At 58.8% G+C, this 25,029-nt stretch carries 24 protein-coding genes and 9 tRNA genes; 19 read left to right on the forward strand and 14 right to left on the reverse strand.

All coding sequences use genetic code 11. From position 1 onward, the window contains the following. The first annotated feature begins 109 nt into the window (after positions 1-109). Positions 110-874: an ABC transporter substrate-binding protein gene (locus I6L44_RS11105; protein WP_216951843.1), complete on the forward strand. Its 765-nt coding sequence runs from the start codon at positions 110-112 to the stop codon at positions 872-874. A 146-nt stretch (positions 875-1,020) separates the two neighbouring features. Next, entirely contained in the window at positions 1,021-1,377 is a 357-nt protein-coding gene (locus tag I6L44_RS11110) for an MliC family protein (protein WP_201972991.1), read from the forward strand. A gap of 56 nt (positions 1,378-1,433) precedes the next feature. Here I6L44_RS11110 and I6L44_RS11115 read toward each other — a convergent pair whose 3' ends face one another. From I6L44_RS11115 to nrdD, 4 genes are all read right to left on the reverse strand, one after another. After that, positions 1,434-1,826 carry a TonB family protein gene (locus I6L44_RS11115; protein WP_005358848.1) on the reverse strand — a complete coding sequence of 131 codons (393 nt, stop codon included), beginning with the start codon at positions 1,824-1,826 and terminating at the stop codon, positions 1,434-1,436. Between the two features lie 169 nt (positions 1,827-1,995). Beyond that, a complete protein-coding gene (locus I6L44_RS11120; protein WP_005338440.1) occupies positions 1,996-2,166 on the reverse strand; it encodes a YqaE/Pmp3 family membrane protein in 171 nt (56 codons plus the stop codon). Positions 2,167-2,230: 64 nt separating this feature from the next. Then, positions 2,231-2,740: an anaerobic ribonucleoside-triphosphate reductase-activating protein gene (gene nrdG, locus I6L44_RS11125; protein ID WP_164537487.1), complete on the reverse strand. Its 510-nt coding sequence runs from the start codon at positions 2,738-2,740 to the stop codon at positions 2,231-2,233. Between the two features lie 100 nt (positions 2,741-2,840). After that, positions 2,841-4,958, reverse strand: coding sequence for an anaerobic ribonucleoside-triphosphate reductase (gene nrdD / locus I6L44_RS11130; protein WP_216951844.1), 2,118 nt, complete (start codon positions 4,956-4,958; stop codon positions 2,841-2,843). 445 nt (positions 4,959-5,403) lie between these two features. Between nrdD and I6L44_RS11135 the strand changes: the two genes are divergently transcribed. After that, positions 5,404-6,378, forward strand: coding sequence for an ABC transporter substrate-binding protein (locus tag I6L44_RS11135; RefSeq protein ID WP_216951845.1), 975 nt, complete (start codon positions 5,404-5,406; stop codon positions 6,376-6,378). Between the two features lie 73 nt (positions 6,379-6,451). On the opposite strand, the gene I6L44_RS11140 is transcribed toward I6L44_RS11135, so the two are convergent. The 3 genes from I6L44_RS11140 to I6L44_RS11150 form a co-directional block, all read right to left on the reverse strand. Next, positions 6,452-7,003 (reverse strand): hemerythrin domain-containing protein, encoded by a 552-nt coding sequence (locus I6L44_RS11140; protein WP_216951846.1) that lies wholly within the window; start codon positions 7,001-7,003, stop codon positions 6,452-6,454. A 72-nt stretch (positions 7,004-7,075) separates the two neighbouring features. Further along, a complete protein-coding gene (ung, locus tag I6L44_RS11145; RefSeq protein WP_216951847.1) occupies positions 7,076-7,753 on the reverse strand; it encodes a uracil-DNA glycosylase in 678 nt (225 codons plus the stop codon). Between the two features lie 69 nt (positions 7,754-7,822). Continuing rightward, positions 7,823-8,470 carry an ABC transporter substrate-binding protein gene (locus I6L44_RS11150; RefSeq protein WP_254204216.1) on the reverse strand — a complete coding sequence of 216 codons (648 nt, stop codon included), beginning with the start codon at positions 8,468-8,470 and terminating at the stop codon, positions 7,823-7,825. Between the two features lie 459 nt (positions 8,471-8,929). On the opposite strand from I6L44_RS11150, the gene grcA reads away from it, so the two are divergent. Then, positions 8,930-9,310 (forward strand): autonomous glycyl radical cofactor GrcA, encoded by a 381-nt coding sequence (grcA, locus tag I6L44_RS11155; protein WP_216951849.1) that lies wholly within the window; start codon positions 8,930-8,932, stop codon positions 9,308-9,310. A gap of 144 nt (positions 9,311-9,454) precedes the next feature. On the opposite strand, the gene kdsA is transcribed toward grcA, so the two are convergent. The 6 genes from kdsA to hemA form a co-directional block, all read right to left on the reverse strand. Then, positions 9,455-10,309, reverse strand: a complete 855-nt coding sequence (gene kdsA / locus I6L44_RS11160; RefSeq protein WP_216951850.1) for a 3-deoxy-8-phosphooctulonate synthase — start codon at positions 10,307-10,309, stop codon at positions 9,455-9,457. Between the two features lie 97 nt (positions 10,310-10,406). Continuing rightward, complete coding sequence (locus tag I6L44_RS11165; protein WP_005334938.1) at positions 10,407-11,207, reverse strand: SirB1 family protein; 801 nt, start codon at positions 11,205-11,207, stop codon at positions 10,407-10,409. A 12-nt stretch (positions 11,208-11,219) separates the two neighbouring features. After that, complete coding sequence (locus I6L44_RS11170; RefSeq protein WP_005334939.1) at positions 11,220-11,603, reverse strand: SirB2 family protein; 384 nt, start codon at positions 11,601-11,603, stop codon at positions 11,220-11,222. Positions 11,604-11,659: 56 nt separating this feature from the next. Next, positions 11,660-12,511: a peptide chain release factor N(5)-glutamine methyltransferase gene (gene prmC, locus I6L44_RS11175; protein WP_216951851.1), complete on the reverse strand. Its 852-nt coding sequence runs from the start codon at positions 12,509-12,511 to the stop codon at positions 11,660-11,662. Between the two features lie 61 nt (positions 12,512-12,572). After that, entirely contained in the window at positions 12,573-13,661 is a 1,089-nt protein-coding gene (gene prfA / locus I6L44_RS11180) for a peptide chain release factor 1 (RefSeq protein WP_042061304.1), read from the reverse strand. Positions 13,662-13,712: 51 nt separating this feature from the next. Continuing rightward, a complete protein-coding gene (hemA, locus tag I6L44_RS11185) occupies positions 13,713-14,972 on the reverse strand; it encodes a glutamyl-tRNA reductase (RefSeq protein WP_216951852.1) in 1,260 nt (419 codons plus the stop codon). Between the two features lie 126 nt (positions 14,973-15,098). Between hemA and lolB the strand changes: the two genes are divergently transcribed. The 15 genes from lolB (at position 15,099) to I6L44_RS11260 (ending at position 22,906) form a co-directional block, all read left to right on the forward strand. Then, positions 15,099-15,677, forward strand: coding sequence for a lipoprotein insertase outer membrane protein LolB (lolB, locus tag I6L44_RS11190; RefSeq protein ID WP_216951853.1), 579 nt, complete (start codon positions 15,099-15,101; stop codon positions 15,675-15,677). After that, a complete protein-coding gene (gene ispE, locus I6L44_RS11195) occupies positions 15,677-16,525 on the forward strand; it encodes a 4-(cytidine 5'-diphospho)-2-C-methyl-D-erythritol kinase (RefSeq protein ID WP_040098804.1) in 849 nt (282 codons plus the stop codon). Before lolB ends, ispE begins: the two co-directional genes overlap by 1 nt. A 1-nt stretch (position 16,526) precedes the next feature. Continuing rightward, positions 16,527-16,601, forward strand: a tRNA-Gln gene (locus I6L44_RS11200). 195 nt (positions 16,602-16,796) lie between these two features. Continuing rightward, positions 16,797-17,744 (forward strand): ribose-phosphate pyrophosphokinase, encoded by a 948-nt coding sequence (locus I6L44_RS11205; protein WP_005343846.1) that lies wholly within the window; start codon positions 16,797-16,799, stop codon positions 17,742-17,744. Positions 17,745-17,860: 116 nt separating this feature from the next. Further along, positions 17,861-19,849, forward strand: a complete 1,989-nt coding sequence (locus I6L44_RS11210; protein WP_216951854.1) for a bifunctional UDP-sugar hydrolase/5'-nucleotidase — start codon at positions 17,861-17,863, stop codon at positions 19,847-19,849. Positions 19,850-20,067: 218 nt separating this feature from the next. Further along, positions 20,068-20,664, forward strand: a complete 597-nt coding sequence (gene pth, locus I6L44_RS11215) for an aminoacyl-tRNA hydrolase (RefSeq protein ID WP_058059203.1) — start codon at positions 20,068-20,070, stop codon at positions 20,662-20,664. Positions 20,665-20,780: 116 nt separating this feature from the next. Beyond that, positions 20,781-21,872 (forward strand): redox-regulated ATPase YchF, encoded by a 1,092-nt coding sequence (gene ychF, locus I6L44_RS11220; RefSeq protein ID WP_005353921.1) that lies wholly within the window; start codon positions 20,781-20,783, stop codon positions 21,870-21,872. Positions 21,873-22,106: 234 nt separating this feature from the next. Then, positions 22,107-22,183: transfer RNA gene (locus I6L44_RS11225), tRNA-Met, on the forward strand. Positions 22,184-22,191: 8 nt separating this feature from the next. Further along, a tRNA-Gln gene (locus tag I6L44_RS11230) sits at positions 22,192-22,266 on the forward strand. Positions 22,267-22,307: 41 nt separating this feature from the next. Then, positions 22,308-22,382: transfer RNA gene (locus I6L44_RS11235), tRNA-Gln, on the forward strand. A 41-nt stretch (positions 22,383-22,423) separates the two neighbouring features. Further along, a tRNA-Gln gene (locus I6L44_RS11240) sits at positions 22,424-22,498 on the forward strand. Positions 22,499-22,536: 38 nt separating this feature from the next. Then, positions 22,537-22,613: transfer RNA gene (locus I6L44_RS11245), tRNA-Met, on the forward strand. Between the two features lie 10 nt (positions 22,614-22,623). Further along, positions 22,624-22,698 (forward strand) — tRNA-Gln (locus I6L44_RS11250). Between the two features lie 39 nt (positions 22,699-22,737). Continuing rightward, positions 22,738-22,814 (forward strand) — tRNA-Met (locus I6L44_RS11255). 8 nt (positions 22,815-22,822) lie between these two features. Continuing rightward, positions 22,823-22,906: transfer RNA gene (locus I6L44_RS11260), tRNA-Leu, on the forward strand. A gap of 218 nt (positions 22,907-23,124) precedes the next feature. On the opposite strand, the gene I6L44_RS11265 is transcribed toward I6L44_RS11260, so the two are convergent. Further along, entirely contained in the window at positions 23,125-24,957 is a 1,833-nt protein-coding gene (locus I6L44_RS11265) for an SLC13 family permease (RefSeq protein WP_157162129.1), read from the reverse strand. Between the last annotated feature and the right edge of the window lie 72 nt (positions 24,958-25,029).

Genomic DNA, 25,029 nt, shown 5'->3' on the forward strand with positions numbered 1-25,029 from the left:
CCCGTCGCCTGCCGGGGCGTTTTTTTGCACCCTTGTCATCCTCCCGTCACCACAAGTCAGCACAGAAGTATGGCTATGCTTGTAAGGCTGCTGTCGATGAGGTGCACCTATGGTTTCGTTGTTTAAAAAATGGCTGGTGTGTCTGGTGCTGCTGGCCACCAGCCCGCTCGGGGCGGCTCCGCTTGTCATTGGCGCCGAAGATGACTGGGCTCCCTACTGCGAGCGCGGCAAGGACAATGAGGATGGCCAGCCCCGCGGACTGGCGCCTGAGTTGGTCAAGGCGGTGTTCGCCGCCGAAGGGATCGAGATTGTCTTTCGCACCCTCCCCTTCGCCCGCTGCATGCACGATGCAAAAAGCGGCAAACTTGCGGGGTGCTTCAACGCTACCATCACCGAAGAGAACCGCTACCAGTTCCATTGGCACGATACCCCCATGTTCGAGGAGGATCTCGCCATCTTCGCTCTTGCCAGCGACCCGCAACGGGATCTCAAGCTTACCTCGCTGGAGGGCAAGCGGGTGGGCATCACCCTCGGCTACACCTACCCCACCGATTTTATGGAGAACCCCAGGATCACCCGCTTTCAGGCCAAATCCGATGCCCAGATCCTCGAGATGCTGGTACGTGGCCGGGTCGACTACATCCTGATGAACGGTATGCCGGGCTACCTCAAGATCCAGCAGAAGCAGCTGACCGGCAAGGTGGTCAAGGTTGGCAAGATCTCCACCGATGGCTTCTGGCTCGCTTTCTCCCGCAACACACCGCAAGGGGAAGCGCTGGCCAAGCAGTTCGAGCAGGGATTGCAGAAGATCAAGAACAACGGCACCTATGAGACGCTGATCCGCCAGTTTGAAACCAGACTTGGCCTGCACTGATTGACACTACCTTGCTGATAGCGGCATCCCCCTCATACTCGCGCGGTATGCCGGACAGCCAGCGACGCACCGAATGGCCCCGCTGATTGCACAATAACGGCAACCTGTTAGGCTCACGCCCGTATGACACCAATGGAGCTGTAATCATGAATAAAGCACATATGATGGCCGCTGGTGCGCTGGCCCTCGGCCTGCTCGCTGGCTGCAATCAGGGCAATACCCTCTCAGTCACTGGTGGCGAACCGGTCAGTTACCAGTGCGAGCAGGGCAAGAAGGTGCAGGTGCGCTACTTCTCCCTCTCAGACGAGAGCCTCAACTTTATCAAGCTATCACTGCCGAACGGCAAGGATTACACCCTGCCCCAGGCCATTTCGGCCTCCGGCGCCCGCTATACGGACGAACATGAGGCCGTCTGGTGGAACAAAGGGGATGAGGGCTTTGTCGAGCTTCGGGATCAGGATGGCGAGTGGCAGACCGCCTACAACGACTGCAAACAGCAATAAACGTGACCCCGGCCTGGCCGGGGTCTCTCTTTCTCTGGCATCAGAGTGGTGGGGGATCAGTTGATCTCGATCTCGAAGCGGTTGGTCACCTCGACCGGAATGGCATCCGGGTTGCCCTCTGCCGGGCTGTAACGGATCCGCGAAAGGGTCGCCAGCGCGCTCTGCTCCAGCTCGCCGGGGGGCTCGGCCGCCACCACTTCCGGCTTGACCGGCGTGCCGCTGGCGTCGATTTGATAGCGTACTTCCACATACCCCTTGACCGGTTTGGCTGGCAGGGCTGGCTCGTCGTTGCCAAGCCATGACCACTGCTTCTCCTGAACCCAGTAGCTGGACAACTGCTCGAGAGGGATAGCGATCGGAGCGCGCTCGTGCGCCACCTCCTGACGGGATGAGCACCCCAGCAGCAGTGTCACTGCCAGACCTGACCATACTGCGACTTTCCACTTCATGTAACGCTCCTTGTTCACTGCTGGTGCTTGTTGCCGGACTGCGGGACGCTCAATGCGCCCCTTGGTCAGTGACCCATCCTAACGAAAAAGTATTCGTATGAACATGAACAAAAGGGCCAACCCCGAGAGGTTGGCCCTTTTATCATCAATAAACTCATTAACCAGCCAATCAGCCGCGCTTGTCGCTCACCACCAGCCAGAGCGCATGCACCATGCCCGGCAGACCGCCCATCAGGGTCAGCACAATGTTGATTAAAAAGTGCAGGCTAAAGCCCACCTGGATAAACGCGCACACCGGGGGCAGGAAAATGGCCAACAGGATCTTGAGCAGATTGTTCATCTCGGCTCTCCTTTTCAAAAATGTCGTCAGGATTGGAATGGGCTAACCATAAACATCCCGGACTTCAACTGCAAACCAGACAGGGAATTCGCTCACCCGCATCACGCCAGGCGTTGAGGTCGTGGATCTGCTGATTGCTGCTGCCACGCCAGAGCAGGCCGGGGTCTGCCAACGCCTTTTCAAACTTGCCATCCACCAGCACATCCAGCAAGGCCACCAGCTCGCGCTGGGCCTCTGACAGCTCGCCGAGCCGGTAGCCGGTCCAGCACCAGATATCCTTGCCCGGACACTCGGCGCGCACCCGTTTCACCAGCGCCAGCACGTGGGGCACGTTGGCAGGGTGGAGCGGATCGCCGCCGGAAAGCGACAGACCTCGCCGTTTGATGCGGCTGTCGTTGAGATCCGCAATGACGCGATCGCTCATCGCCTCATCGAACGGCTTGCCGCCATCGAGCCGCCAGGTGCTCTGGTTGTAGCAACCCGGGCACTGGTGCTCGCAGCCCGAGACAAACAGAGTGGCACGGGTGCCGGGGCCGTTAATCACATCAACCGGGTAGTATTGGTGGTAGTGCATCGTTTGTTTCCTGCCTCGTTCACGGGACAGCGGCATGGTTGCCGCCCTCCAATGAAAATGGCCCCTTGAGTCAGGGGCCAGCTCTTCATCGCCTGTGCGCTTACATATGTTTGACGCGGCGCTTCACCTCTTCCTGCTTGCCCGCATTGAAGGGGCGCGCATCCGGGCTGCCGAGGTAGCCGCAGACACGGCGGGTCACCGACACCTTGGCCGGGTCGTGGTTGCCGCAGCGCGGGCAGGTGAAGCCCTTGGAGGTGCACTCGAACTCGCCGGTGAAGCCGCAGTCGTAGCACTCGTCGATGGGAGTGTTGGTACCGTAGTAGGGCACCTTGTCATAGCTGTAATCCCAGACGTTTTCGAGCGCTTCCAGATTGTGCTGGATATTGGGGTACTCGCCGTAGCAGATGAAGCCGCCGCTGGCGATGGGCGGATAGGGCGCCTCGAAGTCCAGCTTGTCGTACGGGTTGACCTGCTTTTCCACATCGAGGTGGAAGCTGTTGGTGTAGTAACCCTTGTCGGTCACACCGGATACCACGCCAAACTCTTTGGCGTCGATGCGGCAGAAACGGGTGCAAAGGTTCTCGCTCGGGGTGGAGTAGAGGCTGAAGCCGTAGCCAGTCTCCTCTTTCCACTCGTCAATGGCTGCCCTGAGACGGGCGATGATGGCGATGGCCTTCTGTTGCAGCTCGGCGCTGTCAAACAGGTGCACCTTGTCACCAAACAGGGCGTTGATGGTCTCGTGTACCCCGATATACCCGAGGGAAATGGAGGCGCGACCGTTCTTGAAGATCTCGCTGACGTTGTCGTCCGCCTTCAGCCGCACACCGCAAGCCCCTTCCATATAGAGGATCGGAGCAACCCGCGCTTTCACCCCGTCCAGACGGGAGATGCGGTACATCAGCGCCTTCTTGGCGACCCTCAGAGAGGCATCCAGACGATCCCAGAAGTCCGCTTCGTCACGGGATTTCAGGGCAATGCGCGGCAGGTTGAGGCTCACCACCCCCAGGTTGTTGCGACCTTCGTGGATCAGCTCGCCATTCTCCTCGTAGGCACCGAGGAAGGAGCGGCAACCCATGGGGGTCTTGAAGGAGCCGGTCACCTTCACCACCTGGTCGTAGTTGAGGATGTCCGGATACATCCGCTTGGAGGCACACTCCAGCGCCAACTGCTTGATGTCGTAGTTGGGATCGCCCTGCTTGTGGTTGAGGCCATCCTTGATGGCGAACACCAGTTTCGGGAACACGGCGGTCTTCTTGTTCTTGCCAAGGCCTGCGATACGGTTGCTGAGGATGGCGCGCTGGATCATCCGCGACTCCCAGCTGTCCCCCAGACCAAAGCCGAAGGTGACAAACGGCGTCTGACCGTTGGCGGTGTGCAGAGTGTTGACTTCGTACTCCAGCGACTGGAAGGCGTCGTAGCACTCTTTCTCGGTGCGGGCCATGGCGTAGGCTTCCACGTCGGCAATGCCCCACTCTTCGGCCACTTCACGGTGTTTCTGCCAGCTGATGGTCACATAGGGGGCAAGCACTTCGTCGATGCGGTTGATGGTGGTGCCACCATAGATGTGGCTCGCCACCTGGGCGATGATCTGGGCGGTCACGGCCGTGGCGGTGCTGATGGATTTCGGGGTATCGATCTCCGCATTGCCCATCTTGAAGCCGTGGGTCAGCATCCCTTTCAGATCGATCAACATGCAGTTGAACATCGGGAAGAAAGGTGAGTAATCGAGATCGTGGAAGTGCAGATCACCGCTCTCGTGGGCCTGAACCACATCACGGGGCAGCATGTGGCTGGTGGCATAGTGCTTGGCGACAATACCGGCCAGCAGGTCGCGCTGGGTCGGGATCACCTTGGAGTCTTTGTTGGCGTTTTCGTTGAGCAGGGCGGCGTTGGTCTGCTCGACCAGACCACGGATCTCCTGCGCCAGACGGCCGCGCGCCTCGCGAGCCTGATCCCTGTCGTGGCGATATTCGATATAGGCACGGGCGATGGCCTTGTCGTCGGAAGCCATCAGGTGGTTTTCGACCCGGTTCTGGATCTCGTGGATATCAACTTCACCACGCCCTTCCAGCTCCTGACTCACTGCATTGGCAATGCGGGAGGCGAGTGCCGGATTGGCCTGATTGACCGCTTCCGCCGCTCGGCTGACCGCATCGCGAATCAGCTGGGCATTGAATGGTGCGCGACATCCGTCACGTTTGATCACAACCGGTTTCATGGATTTTCCCCGTTAAAAGGCCAGGCATTTGCCTCTGGCTCACCCTTGTTGGGCCCCCCTCCCGGCATCTCGTCCTGGACGCAAATAAATTCAGCCGAGGCTTGACAAGCCTGGGCTGAAGATAGGAGGGGAACAGCTTATACACAGCTTGATAACACAACATATAGGGATTAAAAACGAATGCGTCCCTATATGTGGTGTCTATTAGGCACCAAAGCGCAGCCTCATTTCTTGATCCAGAACAGGTTTTTCAGCGAGCGGGACAGTTCACGACCAACCAAAAAAAGACTCAATAAAACCCGATCCCAAGCAGAGTGCGGGCTGGCGTCCGATCCGCTCAACCGAAAAAAAATCGCGCCCTGCCATACCGGTTTCGAGATGACAGTAACGGCAAACACTGCCCATACTGAGCATGCATACACTATCACTCGACAGGGGCCTTCCCATGCGCACCTCCCTGCTGTTGCTACTGCTCTCCACCCTCTCCCTGCCGCTCTGGGCCGCAAACATTCTGGTGATCAGCAGCTACCATCCCGAATACCTTTGGGACCAGAGCTACAACGAAGGTTTGCGCAAAGGGTTGCAGGGGGAGCACAAGATCTCTCACTTCTATATGGACACCAAACGCCATCCACGGGAGGCGTTCGACGACATCGCTCAACGGGCTATCGCTTTTTATCTCAAGAGCAAACCGGATCTGGTGGTGCTGGGGGATGACAATGCCATCAACTATCTGGCCAACGAGATCGCCTCGCTGGGTACTCCCGTTGTTTTTCTCGGCATGAACGAAAACCCCCGCCTCAAGGGCTTTGTCGGCCACCCCAAGATCACCGGGGTGCTGGAACGCCCCCTGCTCAAGCGCAACATCAGCGAAATAAGTCAGATGATGGGAGGGCTTGACAAGGCGCTGGTACTGTTTGATTCCAGCAATGTGGCCCTCACCGCTATCGAGGATGAATTCAAGACCCAGACCGAATTGCGAGTCGGCCAGACCCGGGTCAACAGCCAGCTGATGGGGGATTACAGCCTCTGGCAGGAGGCGGTGCTCAACGCTAAGAAGAATGGCTATCAGGCAATCTTCCTCGGCCTCTACCACACGCTGGTCGACGATAATGGCAAGCATGTGAGCGAACAGACGGTGCTGGAGTGGACCAGCGCCAACACACCGGTTCCTCTCTTCTGTTTCTGGGAGTTTGCCGTCGGCAAGGGGATGGCCATCGGCGGGCTGGTACTGGACGGCCACGATCAGGGGTTGCAGGCAGCGTCCCTTATCAACACCATACTGGCGGGCACCCTGCCCCGTACTATCTCCCCGCGAGCGGCCCTGCGCGGCGAATATGTCTTCAGCAAGAGCGAGCTGGCCCGCTGGCAGCTCACTGTGCCCGACAAATGGCACAACAAGATCATGTGGCGTGAGTAACAATAAGTAACCCGGCACATTGGCCGGGTAACACCTGCACAGTCAGATGACTGATGACCGAAAGCCGCGTGCGTCAGCTGGCAGCAAAAGGCAGGGAGAGGCGCTTGGCAAGCGCCTGGAAGTGCTGGCTGATCTCGGCACCAAACAGAGGATCACCGATAGCTCGGTTCTGCCAGTTTTGCTCCAGATGACGCCAGTCATCCTCGGTCAGGGAGTCACGCAGATGGGGGAAGATCACCCCCTCTTCGTAGTTCATGTGTGCCTCTTGCAGCTCCACGAAGCGCTCCAGCTTGGCGGTGAACTGATCGAGCGGGATCACCGCATCCATCAGGATCATCTCCACCATCTCCTTGAGCTCGGTCCCTGCCTCCAGCAACTTGAGATGCTCTTCATGCAAGCGGTTCGCGACATCCCCCTCCACCACCCGGTATTTCAGGTAGTAGTCATAGACAAGATCTTCCTTGGGGTGGTGATACTTGTCAGAGACCTCCCGCAGATAATCGATGACATCGCGCACCAGAAAATAGCTGATGGGTTGCTCGGCACGAATGGCGGCCAGCTTCTGCTTCAGCAGATCCAGCAGTCGGGCGATATTGAGGTGATCCTTGTGCAGACTCGATAACATGGGCACTCCTTGGCGCTGAAATAAAATGTTACTTTCCTGAGTATACGGTCATTTGTCGCCCGAACTTTGCACTCAATCAAGTGGTTGGCAGACAGATTGCCATTCGATCGGGCTTTTACCCTGCAATTCCAGCAGGCGGTTGGTCTCGGAAAAGTGGCCGCAACCGATAAAACCACGGTGGGCAGAAAGGGGGCTGGGATGGGGCGCCGTCAACACGTGGTGGCGTTGCCGGTCGATAAAACGCCCTTTCTTCTGGGCATGGGAGCCCCACAACAGAAATACCACCCCCTGACAACTGGCATTGATCTGCTCAATGACCCGATCGGTGAAGGTTTCCCACCCCAGATGGGCATGAGAGTGTGCCTGACCGGCCTGCACTGTCAGCACTGTGTTGAGCAGCAGAACCCCCTGTCTGGCCCAGGACTCCAGAAAACCGTGATTGGGTGTGACGAAACCAGGCAGATCCCGCTGCATCTCCTTATAGATGTTGACCAGTGAGGGGGGAGTACGCACCCCGGGCAGGACGGAGAAGCAGAGACCATGTGCCTGATTCGGGCCATGGTAGGGATCCTGCCCCAGGATCACCACCTTGACCTGATCCAGTTCGGTCAGTTTGAAAGCATTGAACACATCGGCCGGGGGGGGGTAGATCACCTTGCCCGCTTCCCGCTCTGCCCTGACGGTCGCCAGCGTACACTTGAAATAGTCCTGCTCTTTTTCAGAGCCAATCACATCACTCCAGGTCAGCACCCCGGCCTCCTCACTTGATACGGCGAAGGAGTCAGGATAGGGGGGCAGCCCGCAAGACGCAACCGTGACTCACACTTTCCAGAGCCTGGCGAGCCGGCCGGAGCGCTCCAGTTTGTGCAGACCGGCGTTAAACAGCAACATCAAGCGGCGGGCATCGGGATCGGCCTTGCGCATCAGCAGATAGCCCGGCTGGGACCAGATGGGATCGGGGGCACCACTCAATGCTGCCGCTTGGGGATGACGAGAGAGAACCTGCTGAAACAGAACCTGTGCCACCTGTTCATCCATGACCAGATAACGAATGCGTCCGGTGAGCAGTTTCTCCATGCTCTCCTCATCGGAGTCGGACCACTCAAGAGACAGCTCGGATTGTCTTGCTGCAAACCCTTCACCATAAAAATAGCCACGGGTAACCCCGACAGGCTCGTTTTTCAGCTCACCCAAACTGACCAATGGCGAACCATTAAGTGCAAGCAGACGGGTCGTAAATTTGCCTAGCGATGCAGAGAGATAGAAGTGCTGCTCGCGCTCGCGAGAGCGAAACCAGGGCATGGTAATCATATAACGCCCTTCAAGAGTCAGGCTGTATGCCTCAGACCAGGGGTAGAAATGAAAGCTGACATCGACCCCCTGCTCGGCAAAGGCCTCACGTACCACCTGACAGAGAAACCCCTGATTGGGCAGCGACTCACTGATATAAGGCGGCCATTCGCCCACCGCTATGCGTACTGTTTCGGCCCGGACCACAGCTGTGATTGCCCAGCAACAGAACAGGGCCAACCATCCCCACATTCGCCACCTGATATTCACCCGACACTCTCCTTGCTTTCTGCTGAGTGTAGCCAACTCCTCAATCCACCACAGAAAAGCCGAAAAAGATGTAGTTAAATTACTAGATTAAAAAGGTAAAAGATGCATAATTTTGATATCTTACAAAATCAGAAAAATGACCTATTTTTGATTAAACTCAAGAATTTAATCCCATTTAAATGGCACTTTATTGATTTTTATTGATCTAGATCAATTTTAGTAATATTACCAACATGGTATATATGACCCCATCAAAGCAAAGGTGTAAGGCAAGGGCCCTTTAAGCAACCGCAATTAACGGTAGCTTAAATACATCAGGGTAATTTCCTTACAGTTGGATTCGCGTTCCCATTGAGGAGTCATACCATGATCAAAGGCATTCAAATCACCCAGGCTGCCAACACCGCCCTGCTGAACTCTTTCTGGCTGCTGGACGAAGAGAAGCAACAGGCTCGCTGCATCTGTGTCAAAGGCGATGCCTTTGCTGCCGATCAGGAAGTCGCACTCTCTGATCTGGGTCAGTTCGAATACCGCGAACTGCCTGTTCAGGCCGAACCGGCTGTTGAAGGTGGTCAGCACCTGAACGTCAACGTGCTGCGTCGCGAAACCCTGGAAGATGCTATCGCGAATCCGGAGAAGTACCCGCAGCTGACCATCCGCGTATCTGGCTACGCAGTGCGTTTCAACGCCCTGACCCCGGAACAGCAGCGTGACGTGGTTACCCGTACTTTCACCCAGAGCCTGTAATCAGCGTCCTGCAGTGAACCGCTGATACTTGCTGTATCAGCACAAAAAACGGCCTGTCGGCCGTTTTTTTATACGTGCTTTCACTGGGCAAGCGCAAAAAACAAGGCCTCGCATTGCGAGGCCTTGTGATAAGTGCTTGTCCCATCAAGCAGAGGTATCCAGGGGCTCAAAACCCTTGATCAGGTCATCGATGGCCTTCATCTGTTTGAGGAAGCCTTCCAGCTTGTCGAGCGGCAGGGCGCTCGGGCCATCACAGCGGGCAATTTTCGGATCCGGGTGTGATTCGATAAAGAGACCGGCCAGACCGACCGCCATGCCGGCGCGCGCCAGCTCGGTCACTTGCTCGCGACGGCCACCGGAGGCGGCACCCAGCGGATCACGGCACTGCAGGGAGTGGGTCACGTCGAAGATCACCGGATAGCCACCGGTGCTCTTCTTCATCACGCCCAGACCCAGCATGTCCACCACCAGGTTGTCGTAGCCGAAGTTGGCACCGCGCTCGCACAGGATCAGCTGATCGTTGCCGCACTCCTCAAACTTGTCGGTGATGTTCTTCATCTGGCTTGGGCTGAGGAACTGCGGCTTCTTGATGTTGATGACGTTGCCGGTGCGGGCCATGGCTTCCACCAGATCAGTCTGGCGCGCCAGGAAGGCGGGCAGCTGGATAACGTCCACCACCTCGGCGACCGGCTTGGCCTGATGGGGTTCGTGCAGATCGGAGATGACCGGCATGCCGAAGGTCGCTTTCAGCTCCTGGAAAATCTTCATACCCTCTTCCAGACCCGGACCGCGGTAGGAGTGGATGGAGGAGCGGTTGGCCTTGTCCCAGCTCGCCTTGAAGACAAACGGGATGCCCAGCTTGCTTGTCACTTCCACGTACTTCTCGCACACCGCCATCGCCATGTCGCGGGATTCCAACACGTTCATGCCACCAAACAGCACGAACGGTTTGTCGTTGGCAACGTCGATCTGGTTGATCTTGATATTCTTCTGTTCCATCTAAGACATCCTTAATAAAAGGGCTTGAAGCCTAGTTACTCCGTTGCGACCGGACGCAGCGGCCTTGATATTCTTCTGTTTCAGTTTCAAGCCGCCCTTAATGGAGGGGCTTGGGGCTCAGATCCAGCGCGGCCAGCTGTACTTTCAGCACATCGGCGACCGGATCGTCCGGGCATTGTTCAATAAAATATTCAAAATCGTCGGCGGCCTGGCGCGGGCAATCGAGCTGCTCGTAGATAAAGCCGCGATCCCGCGTCTCCAGCGGATCGCCGGGCTTCATCCGCAGCAACAGCTCGCTGCAACGCAGCGCCTCGGGCATGCGATCTTCCCGCAGCAGGGCCCCCTTGCTGACGTTGAGCAGCCGTTCGATGATCTCCCACTGGCCGGAGGGCTGCAGGTAGTCGGGAGTGAGGGTCGCCAAGTCCCCCAACGCACCGCGCAGCAGCAGCTCGATGCGGGCCAGACTCAGCTCGTCGCCGGTAAAGGGGTCGACATAGACCTCCCCCTCGCCACCGGCAAAGCTCACCAGGAAGTGGCCGGGGAAGCAGATCCCCTCCACATCGAGCCCGAGCTTGCGCCCCAGCTGGATAATGAGAATGCCGAGGCTGACCGGGATCCCCTTGCGCTGAACCAGCACCTGATTGAGATCGCAGTTGTTGGCAGAGAAATAATCCTGCCAGTCGCCATGAAAACCGAGGCTGTGGTAGAAACCCTGCAGCAACTGCTGGCGCACTTCGTCGCAGGTGCCCTCTTCGATCTGCTCATCCAGCCACTCGTCCAGCAGGTTCAACTCGCGCATCCCCTCCTCGACCGAGCCATAAATCTCGTCACTGACTGACAACGCCAGCTCGGTGATGTCGTGGGCTTCGAAATCGGTCCATTCGTCTATGTGTAACATTCTCTTCATGCCTTAGCCGAACACACTCGTCTGTTTGAGCACTGCCAACTTGGCAATAAAGTAGATCCAGCCGAGCGCCCCCAGAAAGGAGCACCAGCGCACCAGATTGCTTTTGGCCAGCCGCAGCGCCATCGCCGCCAGAAATACCAGCACCAGAATGGCCATCAGCTTCTCGCTGAGCCAGGGCGTTCCGTTATTGAGCGGGTTGAGATCCAGCACCATGCAGAGCAATACGCCGGAGAGTACCACCAGACCGTTGAGCCAGCCGCTGACCTTCATCACCGGCGCGCTATAGGCTCGGCCAGTGGCGGTCTGTACCCAGTAGAAGCGGAGCATAAACATCAGCACGGCCCCGGCAATCAGGGTGAGGTGCAGGTGTTTGAGCACAAAAACCATATTCAATCCTTGCATGGGGGCGCACAGGCAACCCGCCGTGTAACAGTAAGGGGCTGTCAGCGCAGCGGGCAGAGGCCCAGCGTCACCCTGTCGTTATCCCCGTAATCGCGCACCGTGGCTACCCCGCGGTAACCGCCATCGCGCAGCAACTGACGCACCGCCTCCCCCTGATCCCAGCCATGCTCCAGCAGCAACCAGCCATCGGTCAGCAGATAAGCGGGAGCATGGGCCACGATGTGGCGGATATCGGCCAGCCCGGCGTCATCGGCAACCAGCGCCGAGCGGGGTTCAAAGCGCACGTCACCCTGCTCGAGATGGGGATCGGCGCCATCAATATAGGGGGGATTGGAAACAATCACCGCAAAACGTGGCGTATTGTCGCGATCCGGCTCGCCAAGGGGCTCGAACCAGCTGCCGTCGCGCACCTCGATGGGTAACCCCAGCGCGGCGCTGTTCTCGCGGGCCAGCGCCGCGGCATCGGCCATCCGATCCACCGCCCACACATCGATTTCGGGCCGCTCGGACTTGAGCGCCAGCGCGATGGCGCCGGTGCCAGTGCCCAGATCCAGCACGGCGCACGGCCCCTGCGGGATTCTGGTCAGCGCCTGCTCGACCAGCACCTCGGTATCGGGGCGCGGGATCAGGGTCGCCGGACTCACCTTGAGGGGCAGCGACCAGAACTCCCGCTCGCCCACCAGATGGGCGATGGGTTCGCCGTTGAGACGACGGACCAGCCACCCCTGCAGGGTGGCCTGCTGGGCGGCATCCAGCGCACGCTCGGGCCAGGTCATCAGATAACTGCGCCGACACCCGAGCAGATGGCAGAGCAGTACATCGGCGTCGGCGCGGGGGGACTCCCCCTCAGCCAACACAGTCATGATATGGGCGCGGGCCTGCTGGATCTGCATCAGTGCCACTCCACCTTATGGGCACGACACTTAATGCGAGCTTGCCGGATCACCATTTGCATCAGTTGTTCTCGGCCAGCGAGGCGAGCTGATCGGCCTGATACTCCTGCACCAGCGGGGTGATGACGCAGTCCAGATCCCCTTCCAAAATTTCGGAGAGGCGATAGAGGGTCAGGTTGATGCGGTGTTCGGAGAGGCGGCCCTGCGGGTAGTTGTAGGTGCGAATGCGCTCGGAACGATCGCCGGAGCCCACCAGATTGCGGCGGGTGCTCTGCTCGGCGGCGCGATGGCGCTCATCCTCGGCCGCTTGCAGGCGGGCGGAGAGCACCGACATCGCCTTGGCGCGGTTCTTGTGCTGGGAGCGCTCGTCCTGGCACTCCACCACCAGACCGGTCGGCAGGTGGGTGATGCGGATGGCCGAGTCGGTCTTGTTGACGTGCTGACCACCGGCACCGGAGGCGCGGAAGGTGTCGATCTTCAAGTCGGAAGGATTGATCTCGATCTGCTCGGCTTCCGGCACTTCCGGCAGCACGGCGACGGTACAGGCGGAGGTGTGCACCCGGCCCTGAGATTCGGTCTCCGGCACCCGCTGTACCCGGTGACCACCGGATTCAAACTTGAGGCGGCCATAGACGCGCTCACCGTCGATCTTGGCGATCACCTCCTTGTAGCCACCGTACTCACCGTCATTGCAGCTGACGATGGAGACGCGCCAGCCCTGACGCTCGGCAAAGCGGGAGTACATGCGGAACAGGTCACCGGCAAAGATGGCCGCCTCGTCGCCACCGGCACCGGCGCGGATCTCCAGATAGCAGTTGTTGTCATCCTTGGGATCCTTGGGCAGCAACATCAGTTGCAGCTCCTGCTCCAGCGCCTCCAGATTGGCCTTGGCCAGCGGCAGCTCCTCCTGCGCCATCTCGCGCAGGTCGGCATCCTCCTCCTCCAGCATCATCTGGGTGGTCTCAAGATCATCCTGCGCCTGACGGTAACGCTGGAAGGCGTGAACGATATCTTCCAGCTGGGCATATTCGCGGGTCAGGGCTCGGTAGCGATCCTGATCCGAGACCACATCCGGCTCGCCGAGCATGGCCTGTACTTCTTCGTGGCGCTCGATGAGGCCTTCCAGCTTTCTGATCAGTGACGGATTCATAACTCTTGCATTCTCAATGGAGGACGGGACAACCGGCAGGTTGCCCGAAAATTATGGCTCTTGTGACAACCCCAGCGCCTGCCGCAAGCGGGAGAGCTCGCTCTGATCCCCCTGGGAGGCAGCCTGGCGCAACGCCTGGGTCGGCGCGTGGATCAATTTGTTGGTGAGGCGATGGGCCATCGCCTTGAGCGCCTGTTCGGCACTCTCGCCCTGCGCCAATGCCAGCAGGGCCCGTTGCAACTCTTCATCAGCCACTTGCTGTGACTGATGGCGGTAATCGCGAATGAGGTCGACCGAGCGCAGGCCGCGATACCAGCCCATAAACTCGTCGCGCTCTTCCTGCACGATCACCTCGGCCTGTGCGGCGGCCCGTTTACGGGTTTCGAGGTTCTGCTCGATGATCCCCTGCAAATCATCCACCGTGTAGAGATAGGCATCGGAGAGTTCATCGACTTCGGCTTCGATGTCGCGCGGCACGGCAATATCCACCAGAAACATGGGCTTGAAGCGGCGGGCCTTCAGCGCGCGCTCCACCATTCCCTTGCCGATGATGGGCAGGGGGCTGGCGGTCGAGCTGATGACGATATCCGCCTCATGCAAATAATCGGGGATCTCTTCGAGCGTCATCACCTGGGCACCGAATTCGGCTGCCAGGGTCTGGGCACGCTGCAGAGTCCGGTTGGCCACCATCATCTTGGTGACGTTCTGCTCGCGCAGATGACGGGCCACCAGTTCGATGGTCTCCCCCGCCCCGACCAGCAGCACCTTGGTCTGGGAGAGATCGGAGAAGATCCGCCGACCCAAGCTGACGGCGGCAAACGCCACCGATACGGCACTGGCGCCAATCTCGGTATCGGTACGCACCCGTTTGGCCACCGAGAAGGATTTCTGGAACAGCCGCTCCAGCGCCCCCTTCACCGACTCCGCCTGCTGAGCATGGGCGTAGGATTGCTTGATCTGGCCGAGGATCTGCGGCTCTCCCAGCACCAGCGAGTCGAGCCCGCACGCCACCCGCATCAGGTGGCGCACCGCCTCTTCATCGTGATGCTGATAGATGGCAGTGACCAGTTCGGCAGCGTCCAGCCCGTGGAACTGTTGCAGCCAGCGCAGCACTTGTTCCTGCCGCTGCTCCTCCAGATTGCAATAGAGTTCGGTCCGGTTGCAGGTGGAGACGATCACCGCCTCGCTGACACCGGGTTGGCTCACCAGCTCACGCAAGGCGCGATCGATGCAGTCCGGGCCAAAGGCGACCCGTTCCCGCAAGGCGACACTGGCGGTGTTGTGGTTGATTCCGAGGGCAAGCAAACTCATGAGTGGGCGACGATCATTTCATACGCTGGGTGCAAAGGCTGCCAATTGTACGAGAAAGGGTAAGTCTTTAAAAGCAATACGGCCGCCCCGTATACTGTGGCAAATTCCTCTCTCTGGAGCCGTCTCTTGCTGCTACGTATTTTTACCCTCACCTGCCTGCTGTTGCTGGCCGGTTGTGCCACCACCCAGCCCCAGCGTGACCAAGTGAACTGGAACCAGGAGCGGACCCGTCTCGAGCAACTGGCCCACTGGCAGCTATCCGGCAAGATGGCCATCATCACGCCACAGCAAAAGGGCAGCGCCCGTCTCAACTGGCAGCAGGATGGGGAGGATTATCGCCTCAACCTCACCAGCCTGATTGGCACCAGCATTCTGGAGCTCTCCCGCAGCAAGGGCGAAATCACCCTGCTCGACAGCGACGGCAATCGCCACCAGAGCCAGGATGCCGAAGCGCTCATCTATCAACTGACCGGCTGGAATATTCCGGTTGCGGGATTACCGGAGTGGATCAAGGGGCTGCCGGGTCAGGCGGAGTTTGAACTCAACCCCGACAGCAGTCTGGCCAGCGTGCGCGACGGCCAGTGGCAGATCGTCTATGGCGATTATCGGGATCAGGATGGCTACCGCCTGCCACACCAGCTGACCATGACCGGCCAGAACAGCCGCCTCAAGCTTCAGATCAACCAATGGACTCTTGCACGTTAATGGCTTCCACACGCTGGCCGGCACCGGCCAAACTCAACCTGTTTCTACACGTCAATGGCCGTCGTCCCGATGGCTATCACGAGCTGCAGACCCTGTTTATCTTCCTCAACCACAGCGACTGGCTCGAGTTCGAGGTGATACCGAATAGCGACACACTCACCTTGAGCCCGGCCATTCCCGGGGTGCCGGATGAGCAGAATCTGATTATCCGCGCGGCGCGCCTGCTGCAGGCAACCCTGCCGAGCCCGCAGGGAGCCCATATCCGGCTGGAAAAGGTGCTACCCATGGGCGGCGGCATCGGCGGCGGCTCATCCGATGCAGCAACCACGCTGGTGGCGCTTAACCACCTCTGGCAAGCGGGTTTGAGTGAAGATGAACTGGCAGCGCTTGGCGTCCAGTTGGGGGCCGATGTGCCGGTGTTTGTCCGTGGCAAGGCGGCCTTTGCCGAAGGAGTGGGCGAGCGGCTGCAACCAGTCGAACTGCCCGATGCCTGGTATCTGGTACTCAAGCCCGATTGCCATGTGGCGACCGCAGCCGTATTCCAGGATCCGGAGCTGCCGAGAGCTACGCCGAAAATGGCGCTGGACAACCTGCTGGAAGGCGAGTGGAAAAACGATTGCGAATCACTGGTGAAAAAGCGCCACCCCGAGGTTGCCAATGCGCTCGGCTGGTTGCTAGAATACGCGCCGTCAAGAATGACGGGCACAGGAGCCTGCGTCTTTGCTCAATTTGAAGACGAAGTGACTGCTCGGGAAGTGTTGGCCTGCGTGCCGAAGGGACTTGATGGGTTTGTCGCCAAGGGCGAGAACATATCACCTCTCTTCTCCACATTGCAACAGTTCAAATGATTGGGGTATCGCCAAGCGGTAAGGCAGCGGGTTTTGATCTCGCCATTCCTAGGTTCGAATCCTAGTACCCCAGCCAATTTTACCGAACGGTATTGATGATGATTAACGTGGCCGGTTTTGCACTCGGCCACGGATTCGGGTTACCGGTATCATCACGATCATTGGGCAGCAGACACCTTGTACGTTATCTTGATAAATCGTTTGCCCCAAAACGATAGGGTCTGATTTCAGACTCCCCCACATACTGGATGCAACCCCGAGGTTTCAAACCGTGCCTGACATGAAGCTGTTTGCTGGTAACGCAACGCCGGAACTAGCCCAGAAGATCGCAGATCGCCTGTTTATCAAACTCGGCAATGCTGCCGTAGGTCGCTTTAGCGACGGCGAGATCAGCGTACAGATCAATGAGAATGTACGTGGTGGCGATATCTTCATCATTCAATCCACCTGTGCCCCGACCAACGACAATTTGATGGAATTGATCGTCATGGTGGATGCTCTGCGTCGTGCTTCAGCTGGCCGTATCACTGCCGTTATCCCCTACTTTGGTTATGCCCGTCAGGACCGTCGCGTCCGCTCCGCCCGTGTACCCATCACCGCCAAGGTTGTCGCTGACTTCCTCTCCAGCGTCGGTGTGGATCGCGTGCTGACCGTTGACCTGCATGCCGAGCAAATTCAAGGTTTCTTCGACGTTCCGGTAGACAACGTGTTCGGTAGCCCGGTGCTGCTGGAAGACATGAAGTCCAAGAACCTCGAGTCTCCTGTCGTCGTCTCCCCGGACATCGGTGGCGTCGTGCGTGCCCGCGCCATCGCCAAGCTGCTGGATGACACCGACATCGCCATCATCGACAAGCGCCGTCCCCGCCCGAACGTCTCCCAGGTCATGCACCTGATCGGTGACGTTGCCGGCCGCGACTGCATCATCGTTGATGACATGATCGACACCGGCGGCACCCTGTGCAAAGCCGCAGAGGCCCTGAAAGAGCGCGGTGCCAAGCGTGTATTCGCCTACGCTACCCACCCGGTCTTCTCCGGTTCCGCCGTCGAGAACATCAAGAACTCCGTGATCGATGAACTGATCATCACCGACTCCATCCCGCTCACTGCGGAGATGAAAGCGGTCGGCAAGGTCAAGCAGCTGACGCTGTCAACTGTACTGGCCGAAGCCATTCGTCGCATCAGCAACGAAGAGTCCATCTCTGCCATGTTTGAGCATTGATAGATTCAGCAATAACGAAAACCGCCATCAGGCGGTTTTCGTCTTTCTGGACCTTCTCTTTCCAACTTTCTGCTATCTGGTACGACCCTGCCCCTGGCAGGCTTAAGGATTTACCCATGAATTGCTTGCGTCCCCTCCTGCTCGCTACCCTCACCTCCGCCCTGTTCGCCTGTCAGCCCGCCAAAGAGAACCCGCCCTTTGTGCTGACCCTGGCTCACATGAACGACACCCACTCCCAGTTTGATCCGGTCAATGCGGAGATCAAAGGGCAGATCTTTGCCCAGCAGGGGGAGACGGACACCCTCTATACCCGCTTTGGCGGTTATCCGCGCCTGCTGACCATGGCGAAAGCCTATCAGGCCGATGCGCTGGCCAAGAACCAGCCCTTGCTGCTGCTGCACGGCGGCGATGCCTGGCAGGGCAGTGGCTACTTCAAACTCAACGAGGGGATGGCCAACGCCGAGTTGCTGAGCCAGTTCGGCCTCGATGCCATGGCGCTGGGCAACCACGAGTTCGATCTGGATAACCAGAAGCTGGCCCGCTTCATCGAGGGGGTCAACTTCCCGGTGCTGGCCGCCAACCTCGACACCAAGGCCGATCCGGCCCTCAGCAAGGCTGACAACCTCAAGCCCTTCGTGGTCTACGCCTTTGACGGCAACCAGAAGAGTCCGGTCACCGCTCTCGACAACCTGCCGCAAGGCAAGCAACTGGTCGCCGTCATCGGTCTGGTGCTGGAAGACATGGGCAATATCGCCCCCAACGTCGGCAAGCTGCGCTTTGGCAAGGAGGTCGCCTCGGCTCAGGCCACGGTCGACATGCTGCAAGCCAAGGGGATCCATCAGATCGTGGCGCTCACCCACATCGGCAACGAGCGGGATCTGGCACTGGCCGCCAAGGTAAACGGCCTCGATGCCATCGTCGGCGGCCACTCCCACAGCCTGCTCGGCGATTTTCGCAATATTGGCTGGGGCAAGACCGGCGATTACGCCAAGCTGGTGACCAATCCGGATGGCATCGGCAAAACCTGCGTGGTGCAGGCGGGCTCCTATGCCCAGGCCATCGGTCTGGCACAGGTGACCTTTGACAGCCAGGGTCAGGTGACCGACTGCCAGGGCCACAACAGCCTGCTGGCCAGCCGCGACTTCTTCGCCGATGCGGCGCGCAAGCAGGCGCTCGACGACGCCCGTAGCAAAGAGGCAAGCCAGTTTGTCGACAACCAGCCCAATCTGGTGACCGTGGATGAAGATCCGCGCCTGCGCGGCATCATCGACAGCCACTACAAACCGGCGCTGGAGAAAGCCTACGGCCCGGTGATCGGCACCATCCCCGAGCAGCTGCAAAATGCCCGTCGTCCCGGTGACAACGGCAGCGACAGCCACGGCTCAGATGTAGCGCCGCTGGTTGCCGAAGGGGAGTTCTACTGGGCCAATACTCCGGCCGTCCAGGCCCTGACCGGTGGCCCGGTCGATTTTTCTCTGGTGGCGGTTGGGGGCGTGCGCGCCGACCTGCCTGCTGGCGAATGGCGTGAGGGGGATAGTGCCCTCACCCTGTTGCCATTCAAGAACCAGCTCGCGGTGCTGACCCTGACTGGCGCCGAGGTACGCGCCCTGCTGACCGAGACCATCACCGCGACCCTGCCCGCCAGCGCCCATGCCGGCAAGTTCCCCTATGGCGGCCACCTGCGTTACACCTTCCAGGAGACCGACGCAGGCAAAGCGGGCACCCTGACCCAATTGCAGCGCAAGACCGCAAGCGGCGAATGGCAGGATCTGGTGGATAGTCAGCGCTATCGGGTGGTGATGAACGCCTACAGCGCCAACGGTAACGATGGCTGGCAGGCACTGGCCAATGCCCAGCGCCACCAGAGCGAGCGGGTCGATATCGCCAGCGTCAATGGCAAGTTGACCGCCTTCCCGGTGCTGAAGGTGGCACAAAACGGTGAACTGCTCGGCGCCGTCTATGCCCCGGGCCAGCCCCTCGATTGCAAAGCCAGCGGCGTGGATTGCGGCACCGATGCAGCGTCTTTCGTGGAGTATGTGCGCGATGCCCGTCCCACCCTGACCGCACTGGATGAAGAGACCGTCACCCTGCTGCGTGCCAAATAACGACGGTAGTCAACCGGGCACAATCCATCGCTCAACTGAAACGGGCCTCTTGCAAGAGGCCCGTTTGCCCACCGTTAGCCACCCATTGGCCGCAATAATGCTGCAAATCCCGCCATAACATGCGCATTGGTTGAGTGATCGCCACTCGGCGGCTAGAATATTGCGTCCTATTGCCCTGGGTAGTGTGCCCACGGCAGCTGCGAGTGAAGACATCAAGCGTGACAAGCGAAATCAAACTGATCGTCGGACTGGGCAACCCCGGCCCGGAATATGCCAAGACCCGCCACAACGCGGGCGCCTGGTATGTGGAGCAACTGGCCCGCTGGCACAATGTCAGCCTGCGTGAAGAACCCAAGTTCTTCGGCCATACTGCCCGCATCCTGGTCGAGGGGCAGGATGTGCGGCTGCTCATCCCGAACACTTATATGAACCTCTCCGGCAAGGCGGTGGCCGCACTGGCGCGTTTTTATCAGATTGAGCCGGAAGCGATTCTGGTGGCCCATGACGAACTGGATCTGCCGCCGGGCATCGCCAAGTTCAAGCAGGGTGGTGGTCACGGTGGCCATAACGGCCTCAAGGACATCATCGCCAAGATGGGCAACAACAATAACTTCTTCCGGCTGCGTCTCGGGATCGGCCATCCCGGCAGCAAAGAGCAGGTGGCTGGCTTCGTCCTGACCAAGGCCCCCAGCAGTGAACAGAACCTGATCGACGCCGCGCTGGACGAGTCCCTGCGTGCCACCGACATCCTGTTCAAACAAGATATGACCAAGGCCATGAATCGCTTGCACAGCTTCAAGGCTGAAAAGGGTTAGGTCGGTTTGACCCTGTACGGGCATTGTGCCGGTACATGAGCAACGACCAGAACAAGCATGACATGGGCCGCCTGCGGGCGACCCCCAACAGCATCCATCAAGTAAGGTAACAATCCATGGGTTTTAAATGCGGTATCGTGGGCCTGCCCAATGTAGGCAAATCCACCCTGTTCAACGCGCTGACCAAGGCCGGTATCGAAGCCGCCAACTTCCCGTTCTGCACCATCGAGCCGAACACAGGTGTGGTGCCGATGCCGGATCCCCGCCTCGATCAGCTGGCTGCCATCATCAATCCGCAGCGCGTTGTGCCGACCACCATGGAATTCGTCGACATAGCCGGTCTGGTTGCCGGAGCCTCCAAGGGTGAAGGTCTGGGTAACCAGTTCCTGGCCAACATCCGTGAAACCGAAGCGATCGGCCACGTTGTGCGCTGCTTCGATGACGAGAACATCATTCACGTTGCCGGCAAGGTCTCTCCCGCTGACGATATCGAAGTGATCAACACCGAGCTGGCCCTGTCGGATCTGGACGCCTGCGAGCGCGCCATTCACCGTCAGTCCAAGCGCGCCAAAGGCGGCGACAAGGATGCCAAGCTGGAAGTGGAAGTGCTTGAGAAGATCAAGGTTGCGCTGGAAAACGGCCAGATGATCCGCGGCATGAAGCTGGATAAGGAAGAGCTGGCCGCCGTGAGCCACCTCAACTTCCTGACCCTGAAACCCACCATGTATATCGCCAACGTGGCGGAAGATGGCTTCGAGAACAACCCCTATCTGGACAAGGTGCGTGAAATCGCCGCCGCCGAGAACGCGGTCGTGGTCGTGGTCTGCTGCGCCATCGAAGCCGACATCGCCGAACTGGACGATGAAGATCGCGCCGAGTTCATGGCTGACCTTGGCATCGAAGAGCCGGGCCTGAACCGCGTTATCCGCTCCGGCTACCAGCTGCTCAACCTGCAGACCTACTTCACCGCCGGTGTGAAAGAGGTACGCGCCTGGACTATTCCGGTCGGTGCCACTGCCCCGCAAGCGGCTGGCAAGATCCACACTGACTTTGAAAAAGGCTTTATTCGCGCCCAAACCATCGCCTTTGAAGACTTTATCAACTACAAGGGTGAGCAAGGCGCCAAGGAAGCGGGCAAGATGCGCGCTGAAGGGAAAGATTACATCGTCAAAGATGGCGATATCATGAATTTCCTGTTCAACGTCTAATCCCATGACAGGCCAGCATTTGCTGGCCTGTTTTTTATCTGCCATTGCCCGGGCAATCATGGCAATGTCGTAAAAAAAAGCAGATTGTTGGGCTTTTGCGCAACAGAGACCAATAACTGGTCAAACGCACTCAAATTGCGTTTTTCTGGCAAAAAAAGGGTTGACGCCCCAGAGCCAGATACGCATAATTCGGCCCGCACGGTGACGAGGTAACGACTCACCGGAAGCAAGGTTGGCTATGTAGCTCAGTTGGTTAGAGCATCGCACTCATAATGCGGGGGTCACAGGTTCGAATCCCGTCATAGCCACCATCTCTAGTTGGGGTATCGCCAAGCGGTAAGGCAGCGGGTTTTGATCTCGCCATCCCTAGGTTCGAATCCTAGTACCCCAGCCATTTTTGAAAGGTGTTTGATAGTTTCTGTCAGGCATCACTGTTGGGGTATCGCCAAGCGGTAAGGCAGCGGGTTTTGATCTCGCCATCCCTAGGTTCGAATCCTAGTACCCCAGCCATTTTTGAAAGGTGTTTGATAGTTTCTGTCAGGCATCACTGTTGGGGTATCGCCAAGCGGTAAGGCAGCGGGTTTTGATCTCGCCATCCCTAGGTTCGAATCCTAGTACCCCAGCCATTTTCTGTTCTCTTCCACATCTGTGGTTGATAACAAACGGCTATGTAGCTCAGTTGGTTAGAGCATCGCACTCATAATGCGGGGGTCACAGGTTCGAATCCCGTCATAGCCACCATTATTTCTGTTGGGGTATCGCCAAGCGGTAAGGCAGCGGGTTTTGATCTCGCCATCCCTAGGTTCGAATCCTAGTACCCCAGCCATTTTTCTGTTCTCTTCCACATCTGTGGTCGATAACAAACGGCTATGTAGCTCAGTTGGTTAGAGCATCGCACTCATAATGCGGGGGTCACAGGTTCGAATCCCGTCATAGCCACCATTAATATTGCGGAAGTGGCGAAATTGGTAGACGCACCAGATTTAGGTTCTGGCGCCCTAGGCGTGAGAGTTCGAGTCTCTCCTTCCGCACCATTAATAGCAGTACCAAACAGACCAGCTCACGCTGGTTTTTTTGTATCTGAAATTTGCCTCTCCCCAGTTTTTCTCTCGCTCCTCTATTAACCCATCTCCACGTTAATTCCAGTCCACATCACTCTTCACTGATTCCGAGCACGCCTTGCCACTCTTGTCTCCCTGCCATAAAAAAGCGGCCCGCAGGCCGCTGGTGCACACATTCATCATCCCGGTTATCAGAACGGGAAGAACCAGGGGATCGCTACCACGCTCACCGCCATCACCAACAGGGTGAATGGCACCCCGATACGGATAAAATCGGCAAACTTGTAGTTGCCCGGCCCCAGCACCAGGGTATTCACCGGTGACGAGACCGGCGTCATAAAAGCGGCCGAGGCGGCGATGGCAATGGTCATGGCAAACGGATAGGGCGATACCCCCATCTGCTGGGCCGTGCCCAGCGCAATAGGCGCCATCAATACCGCCGTCGCCGTGTTGGAGATAAAGAGCCCGATCACCGCGCAGAGGGCAAACAGGCTGGCCAGCATGACCCGCGGCCCCATCTCCCCTACCGCATTGATCAGACCACCGACGATCAGATCCACCCCGCCGGTTTTTTGCAACGCCAGCGCGAAGGGGAGCATGCCGACGATGAGGATCAGGGTCGGCCAGTGGATCGACTTGTAGGCACTCTCCATGTCGATGCAGCGAAACTTGCCCATCAGCAGACAGGCGATCAGCGCGGCAATCACGTTGGGCACCGGATCGGTCACCATCAGCAGGATCATCACTCCAAGACAGAAGAGGGCATGAATGGCCTGACTGCGGGCGGGGGCCATCTCGTCCACTTCGGCGGGCAGCCCCATCAGCAGAAAGTCGCGGCTATGGGTCTGCAACTGTCTGATGTGGCTCCAATTCCCTACCACCAGCAGGGTGTCGCCCATCTGCAACGGCTCGTCTACCAGCTTGCCTGCCAGTGCCTCACCGTCGCGGCGCAGCCCCACCACGCTCAGGCCATAGCTGGAGCGGAAGGTCACCTCACGCACGCTTTTACCCAGCAGCTTGGACTCGGGGATCAGCGACACCTCGGCCATCCCCACCTCCCGCGCCTGATCGGAGAAGTACTCCCCGCGCAGGATCATGGGTTCGAGCCGCGCCTCGCTGCAAAACGCCCGCACATCCACCTCGGGGTCTGACATGTCGATCAGCAGCACATCCTTGGCCTGAAATTCACTGATCCCCGACACCGGCACCATCACCCGGCGAAACTTGCGCCAGCGCTCCACCCCGATGACGTGGGCACCATAACGGGCACGCAGTTGCAGCTCGTCCAGGGTGTGACCAATCAGCGGGGAGTCCGGCCGCAGCGCCAGACGACGAGCCCGACCGGCCAATCGGTAGTCTCGGATCAGATCGCGCAGGGTGCGGCGCCCGGTCGGCTTGCCTTTGCCCTCTTCTCCCTCGCCCACCAAGGAGCCGCGCACCAGCAGCATGTAGAGGATGCCCAGCCCCAGGATCAGCAGGCCCATGGGGGTGAAATCGAAGAACCCGAAACCGTGAATGCCGTGACGCATCAGCTCGCTGTTGACCACCATGTTGGGGGGCGTGGCCACCAGCGTCATCATGCCGCTGATCAGCCCGGCAAAACCGAGGGGCATCATCAGGCGACCGGCCGGGATCCCCATCCGGTTCGCCACGCTCAGCACCACCGGGATAAAGATGGCCACCACCCCGGTGCTGCTCATCACAGCCCCAAGACTTGCCACCGCCACCATCAGCAGTACCAGCAGCTTGGTCTCGCTGCTACCCGCCACCTTCACCAGCGCATCCCCCACCTGATAGGCGATGCCGGTGCGCACCAGCCCCTCACCCACCACAAACAGGGCGGCAATCAGAATGACGTTGGGATCGCTAAAGCCCGCCAGCGCCTCCGGCAGGGTGAGGGTGCCGCTCAGCACAAAGAGGATAATGATCAACAGGGCGACCACATCCATGCGCACCTTGTTGGTCATGAAGAGATAGATGGCGCCAGCCAGCAGACAGAGCACCCAGACAAGCTCGGAATTCAATACAACCTCCTTTTATCATGTGATTCTCCTCCCGGAGAGTGGACTCTATCAGACCACAGCCACGGCGCTATC

Origin of the sequence: Aeromonas sp. FDAARGOS 1414 (genome assembly GCF_019047065.1) — a bacterium.
GTDB classification, from domain to species: domain Bacteria; phylum Pseudomonadota; class Gammaproteobacteria; order Enterobacterales; family Aeromonadaceae; genus Aeromonas; species Aeromonas veronii_A.